At 38.9% G+C, this 22,591-nt stretch carries 9 protein-coding genes; 8 read left to right on the top strand and 1 reads right to left on the bottom strand.

From position 1 onward, the window contains the following. Positions 1–21 precede the first annotated feature (21 nt). The 7 genes from M0M44_RS11150 to M0M44_RS11180 all read left to right on the top strand — a co-directional run bounded on the left by M0M44_RS11150 (position 22) and on the right by M0M44_RS11180 (position 18,396). Positions 22–2,094, top strand: a complete 2,073-nt coding sequence (locus M0M44_RS11150; protein ID WP_248729820.1) for a fibrobacter succinogenes major paralogous domain-containing protein — start codon at positions 22–24, stop codon at positions 2,092–2,094. 328 nt (positions 2,095–2,422) lie between these two features. Beyond that, complete coding sequence (locus M0M44_RS11155) at positions 2,423–3,118, top strand: hypothetical protein (RefSeq protein ID WP_248729821.1); 696 nt, start codon at positions 2,423–2,425, stop codon at positions 3,116–3,118. A 162-nt stretch (positions 3,119–3,280) separates the two neighbouring features. Beyond that, positions 3,281–4,534 (top strand): fibrobacter succinogenes major paralogous domain-containing protein, encoded by a 1,254-nt coding sequence (locus tag M0M44_RS11160; protein ID WP_248729822.1) that lies wholly within the window; start codon positions 3,281–3,283, stop codon positions 4,532–4,534. A gap of 425 nt (positions 4,535–4,959) precedes the next feature. Further along, the gene (locus M0M44_RS11165) at positions 4,960–6,351 is read left to right on the top strand and encodes a TlpA family protein disulfide reductase (RefSeq protein ID WP_248729823.1); all 1,392 of its coding nucleotides are present in this window, start codon (positions 4,960–4,962) and stop codon (positions 6,349–6,351) included. 1,834 nt (positions 6,352–8,185) lie between these two features. Then, positions 8,186–12,196 carry a thrombospondin type 3 repeat-containing protein gene (locus tag M0M44_RS11170; RefSeq protein ID WP_248729824.1) on the top strand — a complete coding sequence of 1,337 codons (4,011 nt, stop codon included), beginning with the start codon at positions 8,186–8,188 and terminating at the stop codon, positions 12,194–12,196. Positions 12,197–12,205: 9 nt separating this feature from the next. Next, on the top strand, positions 12,206–13,096 hold the full coding sequence (locus M0M44_RS11175) for a PorP/SprF family type IX secretion system membrane protein (RefSeq protein ID WP_248729825.1): 891 nt from the start codon (positions 12,206–12,208) through the stop codon (positions 13,094–13,096). Positions 13,097–15,693: 2,597 nt separating this feature from the next. After that, positions 15,694–18,396, top strand: coding sequence for a PAS domain-containing hybrid sensor histidine kinase/response regulator (locus M0M44_RS11180; protein WP_248729826.1), 2,703 nt, complete (start codon positions 15,694–15,696; stop codon positions 18,394–18,396). 844 nt (positions 18,397–19,240) lie between these two features. On the opposite strand, the gene M0M44_RS11185 is transcribed toward M0M44_RS11180, so the two are convergent. Then, on the bottom strand, positions 19,241–19,672 hold the full coding sequence (locus tag M0M44_RS11185) for a helix-turn-helix domain-containing protein (protein ID WP_248729827.1): 432 nt from the start codon (positions 19,670–19,672) through the stop codon (positions 19,241–19,243). 2,252 nt (positions 19,673–21,924) lie between these two features. Between M0M44_RS11185 and M0M44_RS11190 the strand changes: the two genes are divergently transcribed. Further along, positions 21,925–22,485: a hypothetical protein gene (locus M0M44_RS11190; RefSeq protein WP_248729828.1), complete on the top strand. Its 561-nt coding sequence runs from the start codon at positions 21,925–21,927 to the stop codon at positions 22,483–22,485. Positions 22,486–22,591 lie beyond the last annotated feature (106 nt).

Raw genomic sequence — 22,591 nt, forward strand, 5'->3', positions numbered from 1 at the left:
CTATAATTATAATACAATTTTATGAAAAAATATTTTACAGTTTTTTTATTCTGTATCTCTGCACTTTGTTTTGCGCAAAGCAGTGCTGTAGGCACGCTTACTCCGGAAGCTTCGGCTATTTTTGAGGTAAAGTCTGTCAAAGGGGGGTTTTTGGCCCCCCGCATGACCCAGGCTCAGCGTGATGCAATTACTGCTCCCGCTGCTGGCGTGATGATTTATAATACGGATGTCAACTGCTACGAGTTCTGGAACTCCAGCGAATGGTTTAATACGTGTGTGGACGGCAGATTGGACCCTTCCTCAAACGGCACGGCAAAGATAAGCGCTTTTGACTGCAGCGGTGCTGCAAGTGGCGTCTTAAATACAGGTATTGGCGCAGTGGCCACCCAGCAGATTACTGTAACGGTAACGCGTAAGGGATCCTATAATATCAGCACTTCAGCTGTAAATGGTGTTTTGTTTGCCGATTCTGGCTTTTTTGACAGCATTGGAGACAAAGTGCTTAACCTTACAGCGTATGGTATTCCGACAGTTGCAGGCACCTATACCTATACGCTTAATACTACCCCTTCGTGCAGTTTTGGCAGGACGGCGGTAAACGGCTCGCTGCTTGTTATATCCAGCCAGCCTATAGCGCCTGCCGCTTCCTGTTCTGCAAAAGGAGTTGTCAATTTGTCGGTTACCGCTTCGGGGACTACAGGCATTGGCTATCAGTGGAGGCGCAATGGGGTAGCTTTGACTGATGATGCAGTTATTTCTGGTGCTGCTTCCAGCGCCTTGAAATTGACAGGCCCCAGAACAAGCGATTCTGGAAATTATGATGTTGTAATCAGCGGCGATGCCAGCTCTTCCATAACTTCTGCTGCAGTGCAGGTGCAGATAAATCAGAGCCCAGTGGTAGTTACCGCAGAGCAGAAAATCTGCCTGCCTGCCACCGCCAATCTGACCCTTTCTGGCGTAACACTGGACAGCACTCCCGGATTAGCATACAGCTATTTTACGGATGCTGCTGCCACTAGCGCTTTGTCCACGCCAGGTTCAGTTGGAACGGGCACGTATTATATAAAAGGCACAGACAGTTTTGGCTGTTTTGATATTAAGCCTGTTACGGTAAGCACAAACAGCGTTGCTGTTGCGGCCATTGGCGGGGGAGCCGCTGTGGTGACTGTGGGAAATAAAACCCCCGCTTTTACAGATGCAACTCCTGGCGGCACATGGTCGATCGCCAATGGCACGGGGAGTGCTACTATTGACAGTTCTGGCATTGTTACGGGAGTTTCAGCCGGCACTGTAACTGTTGTTTATAGTGTCACAAATGGCGGATGTATCAGTGCGGCGTCAAAAAGCCTGACCATTGATGCAGGAGGGGTTATTCCAGGAAATGCGGTCTGTGCAGGAAAAACCATTTCCAAGATAGCTTGCACCGGTGTATCTGGAGCTGTTCTTAACGATGATGCTGCCACCCCTGAGGGGATAGAATATGACTGGGCTTCTGCCGCCAGCAGTGTTTTGGGAGCCGGTTTTGGGGCTACAACCGCAACGCGCGCTCTGGTTGAAATAGGGGGGCAGTGCTGGGCACGCTACAATATGGATGTGGTGAACGGCAATGATAAACCTGCCATTAATGATGGCATAGACCGCGGATCGAGCGATTATTACAACAGTGCTGCAGGCGAGCCTGCAGCCAACGAAGGCCTATTGTACCAGTGGTCAGCGGCAATGAACGGCAGCACAGCGGAGCGCGCTCAGGGAGTCTGCCCTTCAGGCTGGCATGTCCCTTCGGACTGCGAGTGGATGTTTTTAGAAAATACCTTGGGTATGACAGTGGCCGATCAAGTAGCTACAGGATACAGATATTCTGGTAGAGTTGGAGATCTAAAAATTGGAGGCTCTTCCGGATTTTCGGGGTTATTTTCTGGTTACGGTAATTCTGCGCCGGCTTTCCGCGATCGTGGCAGTATCGGTTACTTTTGGTCGTCGTCAGTTAGTGGTTCTAATGCGTTCAGTCGCATCTTGTACTTGTCTTACGCTTATGGTAGCAGGAACTCTACGACCAGAGCGTACAGTTTTTCTGTTCGCTGTCTTAAGGATTGATTTATTTTATTTAGCAATATCAATCATTTTTAATTATGTTGGTTTTAGAAAAGCGGAGCTGCAGAAGCCAATGCAGTTTGGAATGCATTTCCAGTTAATGGCAGAATGGCAATTTCAGTGCGAAGCTATGGCGCTGTTTTATATAACGTCAGGGCTTTGTCTTTTAAGGGCGTTTGGCCAGGGGCTGTTCAGCCAATGCGGAGATGGGGTAAAATGCAGTGAGCAGGAGCATCAGTAAAACTGCAGGAGCGAATTTATATTTGTCAGACCATAACTTGGCTGGCCGTCTTTAGACTTTATTTTTTTCTTAATTATTAGTGCAGTTTTTATGAAAAAATATATTACAGTGTTATTGTTTTCTGTTTCTGTATGTAGTTCTGCGCAAAGCAGTGCTGTAGGCACGCTTACTCCGGAAGCTTCTGCTATTTTTGAGGTAAAGTCTGTCAAAGGGGGTTTTTTGGCCCCCCGCATGACCCAGGCTCAGCGCGATGCAATCATTGCTCCTGCTGCAGGCCTTATGGTTTACAATACGGATGTAAACTGCTACGAGTTTTGGAACTCCAGCGAATGGTTTAATATGTGTGTGGACGGCAGATTGGACCCTTCGTCAAACGGCACGGCAAAGGTAGACGCTTATGACTGCAGCGGTGCCGGCGGGGGCACTCTGAATATGGGGATGGCTTCCACAGCGACGCAGGAGATTACCGTATCGGTAACGCGCAAAGGCTCCTATAATATCAGCACCGGCGCTGTCAACGGGGTTATTTTTAGCGATTCGGGCACTTTTGACAGTGCGGGTACAAAGGTGATCACCCTTACAGGATACGGCTCTCCGGCAAGCGCAGGAACCTATACCTATGCGCTTAATACTGCCCCTTCGTGCAGTTTTGACAGGACGGCGGTAAACGGCTCGCTGCTTGTCATATCCAGCCAGCCGGCCGCTCCTCCTGCAGCCTGTTCGGGAACAGGGGAGGTGGTTCTGTCTGTTGCCGTTTCCGGCACCACTGGGATTGCCTATGCCTAGAGGCGCAATGGCGCATTTCTGTCCAATGATTCTGTAATTTCAGGCGCAGCCACCAATACCTTAAAGCTGACCGATCCCAGAACAAGCGATGCCGGGGATTACGATGTGCTTATAAGCGGCGATGCTGCATCGCCTGTCAGCTCTTCGATTGTAAAAGTTACAGTGAATGCCACGCCGACTGTTGTCACCGCAGAGCAGAAGATCTGCCTGCCAGCCACAGCCAATCTGACCCTTTCTGACGTAACACTGGGCAGCACTCCCGGATTAGCGTACAGCTATTTTACGGATGCTGCTGCCACTAGCGCTTTGGCCACGCCAAGTTCAGTTGGAACGGGCACCTATTATATAAAAGGCACAGACAGTTTTGGCTGTTTTGATATCAGGCCTGTTGCTGTGAGCACAAACAGCGTTGCTGTTGATGCCATTGGCGGGGGAGCCGCTGCGGTGACTGTGGGAAATGAAACCCCCGCTTTTACAGATGCAACTCCTGGCGGTACGTGGTCGATCGCCAATGGCACGGGGAGTGCTACTATTGACAGTTCTGGCATTGTTACGGGAGTTTCAGCCGGCACTGTAACTGTCGTTTATAGCATTGCAAATGCCGGATGTATCAGTGCGGCGTCAAAAAGCCTGACCGTTGGTGAAGGAGGGGTTATCCCCGGAAATGCGTTCTGTGCAGGAAAAAGTATTTCAAAGACATCCTGCATCGGTGTATCTGGAGCTGTTCTTAACGATGATGCTGCCACCACTGACGGGGTAGAATATGACTGGGCTTCTGCCGCCAGCAGTGTTTTGGGAGACGGTTTTGGGGCGACTACGGCTACGCGCGCTCTGGTTGAAATAGGGGGGCAGTGCTGGTCGCGCTACAATATGGATGTGGTGAACAGCAATGACACTCCTGCCATTAATGATGGAATAGACCGTGGATCGAGCGATTATTACAACAGGGCAGGAGTCGAGCCTGCAGCCAATGAAGGCCTGCTGTACCAGTGGTCGGCGGCAATGAACGGCAGCACGGCGGAGCGCGCTCAGGGAGTCTGCCCTTCAGGCTGGCATGTCCCTTCGGACTGCGAGTGGATGTTTTTGGAAAATAGCTTGGGTATGACAGTAGCCGATCAGGTGGCAACGGGATATAGAAATTCAGGTATTGTTGGCATAAAATTAACTACTGGAGGATCTTCTGGATTCGCTGCACTATTGTCAGGTAATGGGCTCTATGCGCCCTCTTTCCAGGGCCGCGGTGTTAACGGCTTCTTTTGGTCATCATCGCCTAGCGGTTCTTCTGCGTTCAATCGCTCAGTGCAGTATAATGTTACTTCTATTTACAGGGGCGCTAACAGCGTAGCTCAAAGTTATTCTGTCCGCTGTAAAGGATTGATTTTCTTTATTGATTTTTATTGGAGCAAATCTTATTAAGGGTTTGAGATAATATATATTATGACGGCTAGATAAAATGAGTAGCTGGAAAAGGGATCTTATTATAATTTATTCCTTTTTAAGGACGATATTCTTAGTGAAGATGGAAAATTAAAAGGGCATTCCAATAAAATTTATCAGCGGGATAATAAAGTTTTTTATTTTACTGTTATTATATTTTATAGTTTTAGGGGATATGTCTTAAAAACAGCCCTTTTTGACTTATCGCAATCTCAATCAAAATTGCCATTGCCAACGGGAATTGCAGCGAAAGATTTATGTTTTTCAATCATATTTCAATATTTTGTGGCATTACGATTGCTGTAAGCTGCAAATATTGTTTATGTTAAATTATTTTCCCTTCGTTATGTTAAAATGGAATTGTAAGAAATTAAGTGTGGTTTTTGAATTAATGCATGAGCAGTATGAGATTTAAGTTTATTTTTATTGTATTTATTTTCAGTGGCATAAGCCTTTCTTTTGCCCAGGTCAAGGACAGTATAAGGATTCGGGGAGAATTTCATGATAACATTCGCTATGCCAGTGCTGTTTTAGTGGCTTTTGGCTCAGAGGAGAAAGCAGTGTTAAAAAGTCCCATTAAGCAGGGGGTTTGCAAGATCTCCCTGCCAGCAGACCTGACACCTGGAATTTATCGTCTGGTGTACAGTCAAAGCGAAGCAGCTTCTTATATCGATCTAATACTTAATGGCTCAGAGCCTCTTATTTCTTTTTCGTTAGACGCAAATAAAAAAGAAACAGTGGTTTTCAAAGAATCTGATAGTAATAAAAGGTGGTATGGATATCTGCTGGCAAGCAGGAGCAGACTGCTAAAAATAGAAATGCTTTCAGAACTTTGGATGAACTATCCTGATCGCAGAGATAAAATTCTTTCAGCGGTGAAAAGCAGTATTGAAAAGGAAAAGGAACACTATCAAAACGAGCTCAAAATTTTTATTAAAGAAAATAAAGGAAGCTGGCAGGCTGATATGGCTGCAAATACCCCTTATTATTTTACTGATTTAAATGAATTGCAGGTCTTGCAGGATTACGACCGCAGGAACCATTATTGGGACCATATAGACACCCAGAATGAAGGTTTGCTGCATAGTCCACTTTATACAGACCATATCCTTAATTACCTTCGGTATTATATGAATCCCCAAATGCATTTTGGCGAACAGGAGATGGAAGAGGGCTTTAAAAAGAGCAGCGACACCATAATGGCTAAGTTTGGAGGAAATGGGAAAACACAAAAGTTTGCCTTGCAATATCTGATTAGAGGCTTTAAGGAAATAGGCCAGGAAAAGGTATTGCAGTATATAGATCAAAAGTATGCCCATATTGCTTTACAATGCCAGGATGATCAGGAAAAAGAAGCGTTTGAACAGCGGATGGCCTGTTATGAACTGCTAAAGAACGGTGTGAAAGCTCCTGATTTCAGCTGGTATGATAAGGATGGAGTCGTTAAAAAATTGAATGACATTGCCGGTGATAAGGTTCTGGTTGTTTTTTGGGCAAGCTGGTGTACGCATTGCCAGCAGATGATGCCAAGTCTTAATGAATTTGCTTTAAACAATCCCAATATAAAAGTACTGGCTGTCAGCCTGGATGATGATCAGGATGCTTTTATGCGAATCACAGGGAAGTTTAATAATATGCTTCATTTTTGCGATTTTAAAAAATGGAACAGCGATCCTGTTATAAAATATAATATTGTGGCGACTCCGAGTTTTTTTCTCTTGGATAAAGAACGACGAATCATTGACAAATATGCTTCGTTTGAAGGTTTTATAACTGCTCTGGCTAAAATGCAATAGTTTTTCTGCTTTTTTAATTGTAAAACAGCTGATTGTGTCAGTACTATCCTTTTACAGTTTAAATGATTAACGGTAATCTTATAAATGCTATGGTAAAGTTTAGCTTGATTGTTTTTATTTTTTTAGACAGTTATAATTTTGCTCAAAACAGCAGCATTGCTAACCCTTTGCCTTTGCCTTGAGCTCCATATTTATTTACTTTTTATAAGTATTTGTCAAAGCTTGCAATTGTGATATTGGCTATACAGTTTTTGAGCAGACTTTTATCAGGCTATATCAGTGCGATTCTGTTATTGGGGATGCTGATATTTTTTGTTTTTTTTGACAGCACCTTTTAGTCCTGCGATTATTTCCTTTATGAAGATTTGAAAATCAAGCAGGAAGCTGGTTATTTTCGATCCGTTTCTTAAAGAAAAAAGGTGCTACAAATGTAACTGCTATATTTGATATAGCAGTTTTTTTTTTAAATAGATGTCCATAAATCTTAAAAGATTAGCTCTTCCGTTTACTGATGGAGCACGCAGCGTACTAGCTAATTAGTGCTTACAGTGTTAAAAATTGGTTTTAGATCTGATGTGGGCTCTTTTTCTTTTTCAGTTAGGATGCCTATTTTGGCTTTAGCATCTGCTAGTGCTCCAATGATATTATTCAAAATTAGTGCACGGTCTTTTACCAGTTCTTCCAGATGCTGGATGTATGCATTAGTCTGTTTTCAGTTTCTTTGTTATAAGATCTTCAAGAATTATTTGGTTTTCAAATTAACCTCGCCAACTCCAAAGAAGAAAAGAAAATGCCGCCGTATTTTTTAAAGAAATGTCTTTCATGACCAGAAAGAATATGTAGGAACCCAGAAGATAATCTTCACACGAATCACTATTTTATTCCGGCTTGGTCATCCAGTATGCTAATAAAATTTGCCTGCATATCGGATTCTTATAAAAACGGCACAAGAAATATGCAACGTAAAGCAGACAGCGGGTGATAAATTCTGGGGTTGAGGGGTTTGTTCAGATCTTTAAAAGCTGACTTGGCTGTGGTCGCAATTGATATGTTGAAAACAGCCATGCATGAAACTCGGGAAATAAGAATTGGGAACAGTAAAAAATAAGACATATCGAGTTTGGCTGTAAAATCAATGGAGAATTAATAATTCTGATCCATTTCAGCAATACACATTTATTTTTACGGTTTTTGTCTGCGTATCCTAATTCTCATTTTAGCTGCTGCTGAGCAGGTAATATTAAGTTTTTCCAAAATGGATGATCGACACTAGTTTCTATTTTTGCAGTAAAAGCAGAATTATCCAATTATCGAATTTTCAAATGCCTTTGAAAACTTACGAGATGATTCTCTTTGCAATATTGAAGTTTTTCGCTTCTGGCAATTTGTTAGCGATTTTTTAGATAACGCCTTGCATAACCGTATTTTTCAAAATGTTTGCGTTTATATTTTTTTTTGAAATATACATTTTTGAAAACTTTTTTTTCATTACTCCTCTCTGTTTCCTTGTAAAACGGGACTTAAGCTGTTTTCTAGTCAAATGAAATTTGTCTTTTTTAGTTTTGTTTTGAAAATGCTAAAAAATGTTAACGTTGAAATATTCCGATAGCACTAATAATTAAAAGTACCTTATTTTAAATAAATAAGAAAAAACGGGAGTAGCCGTATGAAGTAATCTGTCTGTGCTTCAAAATTTAAAACTTCTTTTGCAAAAAAAAAAATAAGCACATTTTTACTTTATAAATTTAGCTATAGTACTGCTCTTAAATAATTATTGGGATACTGGAGTTATTTAATCAATATGAAAATGTGTTTGTTTTAAAAAAAAACAGTTATGATCAAAAATCTACTTTCTTTGTCGATATGCTTTTTAAGTATTCAGCTTGTAGGTGCACAAACACAACCTGTGATTTCATATCCAGGCACTCTAACCTACACCAAAGGGACAGCTATTAGCACTGTAAGCCCTACCCCTAAAAACAACCTTGTATCCACTTATGCTGGAAACGGATCAGCGGCTTTTGCTGACGGAACAACCTCTACAGCTTCATTTAACAAACCTGTCGAAGTGCTTTTTTCTTCATCTGGTGATTTATATGTCGCTGAGCATTCCAACAGACGAATTAGAAAAATAACTTCAGCAGGAGCTGTATCAACTTTTGCTGGAAACGGAGTTGGGGCTACTGTAGATGGAGTAGGTACTGCCGCTTCCTTTGTTTCGTGTTCATCTTTGGCTTTTCTCTCCTCAGGCGACTTAATTGTATCAGATTTTACCGGGTGTAGAATAAGGAGAATAACACCCGCAGGTGTAGTGACAACTTTTGCGGGAAGCGGAGCATTGTCTAGTATCGATGGAACAGGAACCGCTGCTTCTTTCCATAATCCGAGCGGAGTAGCAGTTGATGCTTTAGATAACATATATGTTACAGATTTTAGTTCTCATAAAATAAGAAAAATAACGCCCGCTGGAGTTGTATCGACCTTTGCGGGTAGCGGAGTTCAGGGGGGTGCTGATGGTTTTGGAACGGCAGCTTCTTTCAGTAATCCCAATGGACTCATAGTTGGTCCTACTGGCGATATATTTGTTACCGAGGCAAGTCATAGAATTAGAAAAATAACCCCTACAGGAGCAGTAACGACTTTTGCAGGCACTGGATTGCCGGGAATTTTTAATGGTTCTACATTATTGACTTCTACATTTAATAATCCTAGAGGCATCTATTTTAATAGTTTAGGTTATATGTTTGTCAGTGATCAGAATGGAAATGTGATTAGAAGAATAAGTCCCTCAGGTGAGATTGTTACTCTTGCTGGTAATGGAATATCGGGAAATAGCGATGGGGCTGGATCCCTTGCGCAATTTAGCACTCCCGCTGGAGTAACCATTAACCCTGCAACTGGCGATTTATATAATGCTGATTCTGGCAATAGTATTATAAGAAAGATTAAAACAGCAGTATTAAGTATTAGTCCTGCCTTACCTGCAGGATTAGTTTTTAATGCTTTAACAGGAGAAATAAGTGGAACGCCAACTGCAATTACTTCAAAGGCAATATATAATGTTACAGCCCAAAACGAAGGAGGCACTACGATTGTTCCAATTGAAATAACGGTTAATGATATTATCATGGGGCCTGTATTTTATCCAGATACCGCTTGTGATGTTAATAAGCCGCTTGCAGTGTCAATTAAACCTGTTCCGATTACTGGGGGTGCAGTGGTTTCTTTTTCAATGGGAACTGGGGATTCCTTGCCCGATGGATTGGTTCTTAATGGTTTGACTGGAGAGATAACTGGGACTCCAACAGTTATCGGGAGATTTTCATGTGTAATTATAGCAACAAACAGTGCTGGATCTAGATCCTCCAATTTGTTTTTGATTGATGTTAAGGATGTTGATACAGACAATGACGGCATCCTGGATGGGGCAGACAACTGTCCGCTTGTTTCAAACTCTGACCAGCTGGATACTGATGGTGACCTGATAGGGGATGCCTGCGATGCTGATGATGACAATGACGGGATACTGGATGGGGCAGACAACTGTCCGCTTGTTTCAAACTCTGGCCAGCTGGATAACGATGGGGATCTGATAGGGGATGCCTGCGATGCCGATGATGACAATGACGGCATCCTGGATGGGGCAGACAACTGTCCGCTTGTTTCAAACTCTGACCAGCTGGATACCGATGGTGACCTGATAGGGGATGCCTGCGATGCTGATGATGACAATGACGGGATACTGGATGGGGCAGACAACTGTCCGCTTGTTTCAAACTCTGGCCAGCTGGATAACGATGGGGATCTGATAGGGGATGCCTGCGATGCCGATGATGACAATGACGGCATCCTGGATGGGGCAGACAACTGTCCGCTTGTTTCAAACTCTGACCAGCTGGATACCGATGGTGACCTGATAGGGGATGCCTGCGATGCTGATGATGACAATGACGGGATACTGGATGGGGCAGACAACTGTCCGCTTGTTTCAAACTCTGACCAGCTGGATACTGATGGTGACCTGATAGGGGATGCCTGCGATGCTGATGATGACAATGACGGCATCCTGGATGGGGCAGACAACTGTCCGCTTGTTTCAAACTCTGGCCAGCTGGATACTGATGGTGACCTGATAGGGGATGCCTGCGATGCAGACGATGACAATGACGGCATCCTGGATGGGGCAGACAACTGTCCGCTTGTTTCAAACTCTGGCCAGCTGGATACTGATGGTGACCTGATAGGGGATGCCTGCGATGCTGATGATGACAATGACGGGATACTGGATGGGGCAGACAACTGTCCGCTTGTTTCAAACTCTGGCCAGCTGGATAACGATGGGGATCTGATAGGGGATGCCTGCGATGCCGATGATGACAATGACGGCATCCTGGATGGGGCAGACAACTGTCCGCTTGTTTCAAACTCTGACCAGCTGGATACTGATGGTGACCTGATAGGGGATGCCTGCGATGCTGATGATGACAATGACGGGATACTGGATGGGGCAGACAACTGTCCGCTTGTTTCAAACTCTGGCCAGCTGGATAACGATGGGGATCTGATAGGGGATGCCTGCGATGCCGATGATGACAATGACGGCATCCTGGATGGGGCAGACAACTGTCCGCTTGTTTCAAACTCTGACCAGCTGGATACCGATGGTGACCTGATAGGGGATGCCTGCGATGCTGATGATGACAATGACGGCATACTGGATTTAGCAGACAACTGTCCGCTTGTTTCAAACGCTGATCAGATGGATACTGATGGGGATCTGATAGGGGATGCCTGCGATGCTGATGATGACAATGACGGCATCCTGGATGTTGCAGACAACTGTCCATTGATGATTAACCTTGATCAGTTGGATACTGACGGGGATTCAATAGGAGATGCATGTGATTCAGATGATGATGGAGACGGAATCCTTGATGGTGTCGACAATTGTCCTTTAATTGCTAATGCTGGCCAGTTGGATACAGACGGAGACTCAATAGGAGATGCATGTGATTCAGATGATGATGGAGACGGAATCCCAGATGGTGCAGACAACTGTCCTTTAATTGCTAATCCTGACCAATTGGATACAGACGGAGACTCAATAGGAGATGCATGTGATTCAGATGATGATGGAGACGGAATCCCAGATGGTGCAGACAACTGTCCTTTAATTGCTAATCCTGACCAATTGGATACAGACGGAGACTCAATAGGAGATGCATGTGATTCAGATGATGATGGAGACGGAATCTTAGATGGTGCAGACAACTGTCCGCTTGTTTCAAACTCTGGCCAGGTGGATACAGACGGAGACGGAATTGGAGATGCATGCGATTTGAATACGGATTCAGACAATGACGGCATATTAGATGGAGCAGACAACTGTCCGCTTGTTTCAAACTCTGGCCAGGTGGATACAGACGGAGACGGAATTGGAGATGCATGCGATTTGAATACGGATTCAGACAATGACGGCATATTGGATGGAGCAGACAACTGTCCGCTTGTTTCAAACTCTGGCCAGGTGGATACAGACGGAGACGGAATTGGAGATGCATGTGATGCGGAAGATGTTCTAATTTCAGAGGCAATAACACCTAATGGGGATGGAATCAACGACACTTGGATGATCTATGGCATTGAGAATTATCCTGGCACTACTGTTCGCGTATTTAACAGATGGGGAAGTGAGGTTTTCTATTCTAAAGATTATAAAAATGACTGGAATGGAAGCTGGAGTGATAAGGGCACATTACCTGAATCAAGTGCATACTATTATATCGTAGACTTAAAATCACAAGGGATTATGATTAAAAAGGGCTGGATATTTATTACTAAATAATTTTATACGATGAAAAAAATTAATTATATATTAACGGGAACACTTCTATTATTTAGTGGTGTTTCCTTCTCTCAGCAGGATGCTTCATTTACACAATACCGCTATCATATGAACAGCATTAATCCGGCGTATGCAGCAATCGGTGAAGAAACAGCAATAGCCAGTTCTCTGAGGGATCAATGGACGGGTGTGCCGGATGCCCCTCTAACCCAATGTGTTTCCTTTGGAACTCCGATAGCATTAAATACCGGTATTGGGCTGTCAATTGTCAACGACAGGACTTTTATGGAGAAACAAACGTTTGTTGGAATTGATTTTTCATACAAAATGAAATTAAATCCTGCTTTGGATTTATATTTTGGGTTAAAAGCCGGCGGTAACTTCTACAGTGTTAACACTTCCGGTCTAGATACTTATAATATTCAGGCTGATCCTGCTTTAATATCATATACCAGTTTTAATCCAAATGTAGGATTAGGGTTTGTCTTAAAGAATGAAAAATATTATGTGTCTCTTTCGGTTCCCAGAATCTTAAGTACTCAAAAGGTAAGGAACCAGTCAGGATATGCTGTAATGGCATCTGATAGAGCCCACTGGTATTTCAGCGGCGGGTATGATTTTGAATTAGACTCAGGTCTGACCCCCTTGGTGCTAAAGCCTTCCCTAATGTTGCGTTATGTGAGCAACGCTCCTGTTTCTGCAGATTTTAATTCTATGCTTGAGATAGCTAAAATATTTGAAATTGGCGCCATGTATAGAACAGACCAAGCCTTTGGAGTTTTGACTGATTTTACAATTAATAAACGTCTGCTTTTAGGGTATTCTTATGAATGGATTACCAAACCTTCTTTGGGCAGCGCAAGAGGAACTTATGAGCTTTTTTTGAAATATACTTTTTAGATTAATTTCAGATAATATTAAAATTATTTTTATTTTGATTATAGCATCTTGAATGAATAAAAAAATCCACTTAAAAAGTGGATTTTTTTATTCATTCAAGTGCCTGTCTGATATCTTGCCGGTGGATGGCGGATGTTTAAACTAAAAAGCTAAAATAGGGGATAGAGATGTTGCCTATTGTTCTGGCGAATTAATTCAACCCAGAGAATAAGGAATCAGTTTGGCTGGGCAGTAAAACCATCTGGGGATTATTTCCTGCAAACGTTTGTCTGTCTTGTGATGACCTATTCCTGCGTGTGGAAGCCAGTGAATACCTCTACAGTTCTTTTACATCATTTATAGTTGTATTAGGAGGTTAAGAATTTAGAATTATAAGCCCCCATTTGAACAAAATTTAAATATATATCCTTTTTTACGGGCGGTAGTATTTTCTATGATAAAATTACGGTTTGTTTTGAAAATATTGAAAGCACGCATAAAAGACAAAACCTTTAAAATTGTTTGATTTGTCTCGTTTGCCGTTTTTTTGCTTTAATTATAAAATTTGAATGTCTCTTTTGAGTTCTAAGCATAAATAACACTGCATAAATTTTACGGTTTCGTAAAAAAAATCCCTTTAATTTTTCTTTTAGAGAAAACTTTCGACTCCCGAGTCCTGATATTGCTAAAACTTTTCACGATATAAGATCTGTTGTTTTTAATTGAATTTTCTTGCTGTTTAATTTGATTTTATTTACGATTTTCTTAAAAAGATGTTCTAAGTTTTGTAATTCTTTTTCTTCGTCTAGTATTAATGTTCAGTTTTAGATGTGATTTTAGGATAAACTGTAATTCAAAATAGCAAAATGTTATTTTAATTTTGGACAAGTCCCGAATAAGATTTTTTTATTAAAAAGCAGTACTTCTAAATCTTAAAAAAAAATTTTTTTAGTTTCAATGACGCCTACATTTGTGCAGCAAAGGCCTTTAGATTCCCTTTTAATTGTTTTTGTTGTTTTTGGTAGAGAATATGGAGAGGTAGGGCTATAATTGGCAGATTTGGTATTTTTTTCTGCCAGCCTCTCTGTATTTTTTTTCTGTGGATTTTAGATTGACTTTTACTGTTGGGCATTTTTATTCTTTTTTATTGCTTAGTTAATAAGGGCATTTTTAAATAAAAATTAGGTTTAGTCTAAAATAAAAGATCTCCCTTTTTTAATATTGCTGGAATAATTTTCGGATATAAAAAAATAGGATTGCATTTTAGGAAATCTTTGAAATTTGTGAATTTACATGAGTCTCGCTCAACAACGGTAGATGATTATTTTGGTAATGTAATCCTGTTTTTTCTTTTTTTTACTCATATCAGTTGTAAAGAAAGAATATAATTTTAGCATGTGGCCGCCACATTTTTTTACAGGATTTTGAGAAAAAATCTCAAAGATAAAATGATAATGGAATGTCTGATTTACATCTTCTGACTGGTCAAGTTCTCATCTGTAAGGATTTCGGAACTCAATTGTTTAATAGGCATTTTTAGAAAGAGAATAACTGTTTTGGTTTGCATCACTTAAATAAAATGAATTCAGTTTTTTTATTTAAAAAGAAGACAGGAATTTTTTGAGTTGGTGCGATTTTAGATAGGATGTCTGCTTTTCCATATTCTTAATCGCCATTTAATACCTTTTTTTGTGAGTTTTCCCAGCTGCTGTCTTTGAAATGTAAATTCGGTTTCTAAATACGATAATTTTTCCTTAGACCGATATAAATTATGAATAGCGCTTGAGTAATTTTTTAATAAAATATTTTTGGCTTTTATGGCTTTTCAGGCTTATTTTTCTCCTATCAGGAAAATAAAATGCAGAGTGCGGTTTATAATAATCGCCCCGGCATCTTTTCTTCCTTTTATTGATTGGAAGCAGTGCGTTTTGTGATTGTTCTAAAAATCATTAAGCGCCATCCTGAGAATGCATGTATAGGGGATCTGAAGCTCAACCGAGGGTTTCTGGCGGTTTAAATATTGTGTAAGCAATGTTTTGCTAAAATTACTGCAGAACTCGCCAGCTTTAGGAATAAGGGCGAATATTGAGAATTTGGCACAGATAAAGAATTTAAATTCTTTGTTTGAGATCTTCGAAATTTTGGAATTGCAAATATGGGATGATGGCTTTGATGATATGTTTTAATTTCCAGGTGAAACAATAACCTGTTTTCTGGAAGAAAGCTTTTAAATTTGATAGATTAACCTTTGATGCTCTTGTGCTCAGACCCTCCAGGGATTTCTCATTATTAAACAGAAATAGAAGAAAGTGGGCTGTTAGCCATTATTATATGGGAGGTTTGCTTTTAAGGCGAGTTGGAATCTTGAAGGAGTTCGATAAGGATTCGACAAATCTTCAATTTTAGGATAATAATGTATGAAATCACTGTAGTTTAAAGAATCTAATTCCGGTTTTACTGAGGCGTTGTATGATTCTTTTTAAGCTTTAAAAAGTTGCAATGATTTGAAGGCTTAATTATGTGGGACCTGCATTATTAGCTTCAGTGAGCTTTAAAAGGCATTAAATGTATTTAAAAATGATGCAAAATCAGGCAGTTTTAATTAAAAAAGATTAATTATGGATATTCATAAGCTTTTACGTAACCAGCTTAACAACATTGTGCCTTCCGATCTTCAGGAAGATCCATCTATCCAATCCTTTATAAAAGCAGTTAATGGCTCTTACTGGTCCTTTGAAAAAGAAAAGGGCTCAAAGAGTCCTGCACTTAAGGAAACAGAAAAAGTGTACAATGAAATGTTAGGGAAGCAGGAGTATGGAAATAAGGTAAAGCAGCAATCTAGCTTAAATCTTTGCAAATGCAGCGGTGATGCAGATCAAGATTATTTGCCGGTAAATCGGGAAAAGAAAAATGATCTTCCTTTTAATGCAAAATATATTGACAGACAAATTGCCCATTGCAAAGCAGAGATAAAAGAAAAAGAAACTGTTCAGTTTTTAAAAACGTTATTGGAGAATCTGCAGTCTGGAATTCTGGTGGTAGACAGTAATAATAATATTTTATATTTGAACCAGTATTTATGTGATATGCAAAATATCAATTCTTATCCTGATCTTATGACTGGAAAGAATATAGATGGATATATAAATCATACTCAGGTATTGTTTAAAGATGGAGCATCATATGGAAATAGGATTATTGAAGTTATGTCTCATAAAAAAAGTGTGGCACATGAAATGCTTGAGACAGTCGACAGCCGTTTTTTTGAAAGAGATTATACACCTATTTTTGCTGAAAATGAATGCATTGGCCATCTTTGGAAGTTTACTGATGTAACAGAAAGCATTAAAGATAAAAATTTACTCAAACAAAGTGAAGAGCGTAAGAGTATTATTATAAATTCTTCGTTTCATGCCATTGTTACCGTTAATATAAATGGAAGAATTACTTTTTGGAATAATCAGGCCGAAGTTATTTTTGGCTGGAAAAAAGAAGAGGTCTTAGAAAAGAAACTAGATGAGATTATAATTCCAGAAAAACATGGGGATGGACACAAACAAAGATTAAGATATTTTAAAGATGCAGGCAAGGGGTTTATTTTAAATAGACAGATAGAATTTCGGGCCATTAATAATAATGGACGGGAATTTCCTGCTGAGATATCTATTATACCGCTAGAGCAGAATGGAGAAGTGTTTTTTTGCTGCTTTATAAAGGACATTTCAGAGCAAAAAAAAACAGAAATTAAGTTAAAAGTTCAGGAGGAAAAGTATCGCAACATTCTTGCTAACATGAATTTAGGTCTTATCGAAGTTGACAACAATGAAATTATTCAATTTGCCAATCAAAGTTTTGCTGACATGTCAGGATTTGAAATCAATGAATTAATTGGACTGAATGCTTCCAAAACATTTCTTTTCGCAGAAGGCATTGAAAGATTAAATTCTAAAATTGAACTGCGTAAAAAAGGCATATCCGATGTTTATCAAATACCGGTAAAAAATAAAAAGGGAGAATTAAGATGGTGGGCAGTTGGCGGGGCGCCTAATTATGATGATAAGGGAAGATTAGTGGGATCTATCGGAATTCACTTAGACATTACTGAACAAAAACGGATGGAGGCCGAACTTGAGAAGGAAAGATTAAAGGCAGAAGAAGCCTCCAAAGCCAAGGAAGCTTTTTTAGCAAATATGAGCCATGAAATCCGCACTCCCCTTAATGGCATAATCGGTTTTTTGAGAGAACTGAAGCGCCAGAACTTAACCCCATTGCAAAGACAGTATGTGGAGAGAAGCGCTTTAGCTTCAAAACATTTGTTGTCAATTATAAGTGATGTATTAGACATTTCTAAAATTGAAGCAGGTGAAATGTCACTTGAAACAGAAGATTTTATATTTGAAAATGTAATTTCAAATGTTGTCAATGTCCTTGATCCTTTAGCAAAGAAAAAATCATTAGAACTGATCATAGAGATTTCCAAGGATGTTCATAGTGTTTTAAAAGGAGATATTGTAAGATTGCAGCAGATATTATTTAATCTCGTTGGAAATTCTTTGAAATTTACAAGTAAAGGCCAAATATTACTGAAATGTGAAGTGCTTAGAAATGCCGAATCTTGGCAGAGACTGCAGATTTCTGTTACGGATTCTGGTATAGGAATGGATCAGGGCTACGCAAAAAAAATTTTCAATAAATTTTCGCAGGAAAATATCGCAATTTCACGGAAATTCGGAGGCACCGGATTAGGTATGGCTATTACTAAAGAACTGATTCATTTAATGAATGGTGAGATTAATGTCAAAACCGAGAAAGGTACAGGAACTACTGTTAGTTTTGTTGTCGATTTAGAAAAGGGAGATGTTCAGGGCATAAAAAAAATTAAAAATGAAATTGATGTTGATATTTCAGGACTTAATGTTTTACTGGTTGAGGACAATGGGATAAACAGAATGGTTGCGAATAATTCACTGAGGCACTTCAATTGTTTGGTTACGGAAGCAGTGAATGGTATTGAAGCCATAGAAATATTAAAAACTAAAAGTTTTGATGTTATTTTAATGGATCTTCAGATGCCTGAGATGGACGGCATAGAAGCCACTAAGAAAATTAGAAAGGATTTGAAATTGCAAACGCCTATAATTGCTTTTACAGCCAATGCATTTAAAAGCGAGATTGACAAATGCAAAAAAGCAGGCATGGATGATTATATTACAAAACCTTATGAGGAGTTTGATTTGATTGAAACCATTTGTATGAATATTAAGAATAGTAATTTTGTAAATAATTCTATGGGGGAAAAAGAAAAACGCAATGACTTTTAACTGCTTTGTGCAATATCAGCAGAGATGACTTGTGTTCTGTTAAGAAAAAAAATGCAGATTTTATAGACCAAATTAAACAGTTTATTTCTAAGACAGAGCAGGTTATATCTTCCAATGAGTTTTTTGGCATTAAGCCAGCTTTATATTGGGATTTCAGATCGGATAAGCAGATAAGGTTTTGATAAAGATTGTGTTAAAGGTGTTTTTGCAAATTAAAAACGAATAGCTGCTTACTTTGGATCAGTTGGCCAGACAGGTTTAGGGTTTATTTTATAGTTATAATGTATATTTGATAATTAGAGAGTGGCGCTTGGGTTAATTGGCAGCTTGCACTAAATCTTGTAAGTGCCATAATGCTTGTTTTTATGCTTTTTCATGAACTGGTTATCCGGTTTGTGATAAAAATTGGCTGTCGACGGAAATGTTGGTATTTTATGCAACCTATTATTTAGGCGGCACATGCCAGGACTTATATTTCAGATTCTTTGCTTTTGCAATTTCTGCCAATTATGTTTTAGCATTTAGAAGTCTTAAAAATTACGAATAAGTCGATTTTAGCCATTGACTTTTTACTTCACAAATAATTGAATATATATATTAAAGTCATGCAATCAGTCCGTAATCCTGATCCATATTGTTTTCAGGGGCTGCACAACAAAAACTGGAAAAGTCAAACTGCATTGCTGCAATAGGCCGGTTTAGTAATTCTCCAATGCCTTGTCTAGAATTCAGAAGTTTCAGCCTGATCAGTTTCTCAAAGCTTAATCGGACGTCTTGTTGTTAAAAACAGCAGACGTAAGAGTAGCCTTGCATTTCTTTTTCCTATTAAGTCGGCATATCCAATTCAATGGTTGTAATATTTTTTTGGAGTCGTATTTCTTAACTTTTTAAAAGCAACATAAAAAGCATTTTTAGACTGAAAACCTGCTTCGTAAGCAATGTATTCAAAAGAATACACTAAGTGTTTTTTTTCTAATATTTGATTGTCAATTGAAAAAAGCCTGTAATTGTTAACATAATCGGTAAATGATAAATCATAATTTTCATTGATTATTCTTGCCAGTTTGACATTTGAAATTTTTAAGGATTCCGAAACATCCTTAATAGTTATTTTTCGTTTATAAACTTCATTAAGCTCCATGAAATTAGTTAATTCTCTTAAAATCCCTTCATCTTGTCTCTTCTTCTTGCTGCATATTTCTATCGTGTCCTGCTTGGTAGATGAAATCCATTTGATCCCTGATAATAATTTTGGATTAAAAATCAAATAAAACATGCTGATCAGCATTTCAAATCCATAGAAAAAATTTCTGAATTGCCCCCCTAAATATGGAATGCAGTTATTATTAAACAGCACAAAGGAAATGCCAAGAATAATTAGCAAACTTTTTGAGCATGTTTCAAAAATAAGCCAGGAGAAAACCAGCTTATTTTTAGAGGGCAATAATCTGCTTTGTTTTATTAAGATTGGAAACAATAATTTAAGAGAAAAAAAACAGTACATGAAATAAAGAATGTTTTTTATAATTATATGCTGTTGCACACTTAAAAATCCCAGACTGTATTGCATCATGTTCTTATCTGTAATCGTTTGGATAATGGCCAGTTTTTCACTAATGGAGAGCGAAAAGGTAGGAGCCAATTCGCAAAAATTTGCAATAAATGGAATAAAATGGAGATAATATAGTTTGTTAAAAGGCCTGTCTGGCTCAAGTGTATATAATACAAAAAAATAAGTAAGAGGGCCAAACAGATAGTGAAAAGGGGAAGACGTTCTGTATAGATTAGGAAATAGCCATAATGTTTTAGAAAAGAGAAGAAAATTTATAAATGAACTATAGGCCATAACTAAGCAGAAGAGACCATAGATTTTATAATTGATTAATTTTACTTTGAAAAGAAAACAGCAGCCCATTAGGATGAAAAAAAAAGAGCATACAACGAAAAAGTAAGTATAAATCAGCATAGGAATTGGTTTTTATGTTAGTACTGCAATATCTGGCTAGTGACAGTGGCTTAAGGGGAGCTTGATTCTTTATGGCTTTTAAGTTTAATCTGAAAATTGCTTCGGTTTTTTTCTCATGCATTAATTAAATGAGCATCCCTATTCTTTATATGATTTGTGTCCTGCTATTATTGAAGATTAGGAGCTCTTGTAATGCGCTTTATTTTTTATATTATCTCTATTAAAAAATCCAATGTAACAAGTAAAAAAATCAGAAAGATTAATAAGTAATTTACTGGTAAAATTGGAAGAAAATATAAAGATTAAAAATGATCGAAATCATTTGAAAAAGTGATAAAGATCATATTTTTAAATTACGGATAAGAATAATTTGTAAAGGAGTTTGTTGATAATAATCACTTTCGTCCAGCAGCGGCAGTCTATCTAGACCGTTGTGCTTAGCAGATGCTTCGTGGTTTGATGGCAGGCGGTAATCTGAAAACGATCTTTTGAGTTTTGTGCTTATAACCTGATAATCCCTTAGTCTGCTCTAGGGACGTTCTTAAGTGCAGATATAATTTATTTTCCAATATAGGGTAACCTATATTATATAATTGTTGAATGGCTTCAGTATCCTTTCTGCTTTTGGCCTGTATTGCAGATCGTTTTAGAATTGCAACCATTGCCTATGATCCAGCGATCGAATCAATGCAGGTCTAATCAGTATGTTGGTTTTGCAGTCTGTGGAACATGGCAAAATTGCCCAAAAACAATTCTCTGTCTATTCTGAATAAAGAATGTCTCTTTCGCGTTATCAGTTTCAAGAGAAGATTCTATCCCTCTATGAGGCTCCTTTTATCCAATATGGCTCGATTTTATATGGCTATTCACGGTCTTTATTTCATATCTGACAGTCCAATTGGTTAATCCTTTTTATCTTATTTCTGTGATATAAAGATTTGTTTTGCTGTTACGGTGATTGCACAAAATAGATTTCTCGCCAACACAGCTTACTGGCTAAAAGGCAGGTGTTTTATAATATAATCTTCATTGGCATTCCCATTCTGCGAAAAATGAGCAATTGCTTTGGCTTCAGATTCGCTTGCTGACAGATACATTGCTGAAAAATACTATTAGAAAATAGGAGTTTGAGGATAGAATTAACTTATTCCGCAATCGCTTGGCTTTTAAATTTAAAGATATCCAGTCTGCACTTTTTTTCAAATATAGTTTAAGGATCTGTGTCCGGATGTCCATCTTAAAACGTTTGATTTTATCTCTTTATCAGTAGTTTTTTGATGTTCATACTGAAAACTGTATTGATAGCTTGCAGCAGTTCTTTTCTATTAGACGGTAATAAAAGGCTGGTAACAATAATTAATGTTTTTTAGGTTTTTTTTAGTTGTCAATTGACTGTTTATTAGGTTTTTATGTCTTTTATTGCGTCTTGTATGCTTTAATATAGGCTCTTTAAATTTGTCCTGTTTGTTTTTAATATATTAAAAATGGTACTAATCATTATACATAAAAACAAAATAAAAAAAACAATGAAGAGTAACTTTGCCACAGTAATAATTTTGAATATGAAAAAGTATTTTTGGATTTTATTGGTTTTGGTGGCTGACATTGTTTATTCGCAGTGTAATACTAATTTTTCGGTTTCTGTGGTTGCCGGCACATGCGCGTCGAATGCATCTTTAGTGGTAAAAGTCCCTGCCTCATCGAATTGCGGCGGCTGGTTTGCCCAAATAGTTAAGACAACTGGGGGATTCCCAGTTATATTAAATGTACCTGCAAATGGAGGCGATGTTGTGTTTAATTCTTTATCTGCGGGAAGTTATAATGTCTCATTATCTGATGGTGTCACTACCGTTCAATATCCCAGTAACCCAGTTTCTGTAACATCAAGTTATGTGCCAATGAGTTTTAAAACCACTAGTACAGCACCTACTTGCCGGAGTGATGCACCAAGTTATACTCCTGATGGAAGTTTAACGGTAAATATATCCACTGGAGGTATAGGACCTTTTAAATATGATGTGGTTTCTTCTTTAGGAAGTCAGACATTTACAACTGCTGGTGCAAGTTCAGCTGACAGGACCCATACTTTTAATGGAATGAATGGGGGGAGACTGTTACCGTGACAGTTACGGATTTAGCTAACGGATCGCCAGCCTGTTCTGCAGTTAGTACTCAGACTCCTAAAATTCTGACTAATACAAATTCGCCGCTTAGTTTTGATTTCAGGGC

The organism is Flavobacterium humidisoli (assembly GCF_023272795.1).
Lineage (GTDB): Bacteria > Bacteroidota > Bacteroidia > Flavobacteriales > Flavobacteriaceae > Flavobacterium > Flavobacterium humidisoli.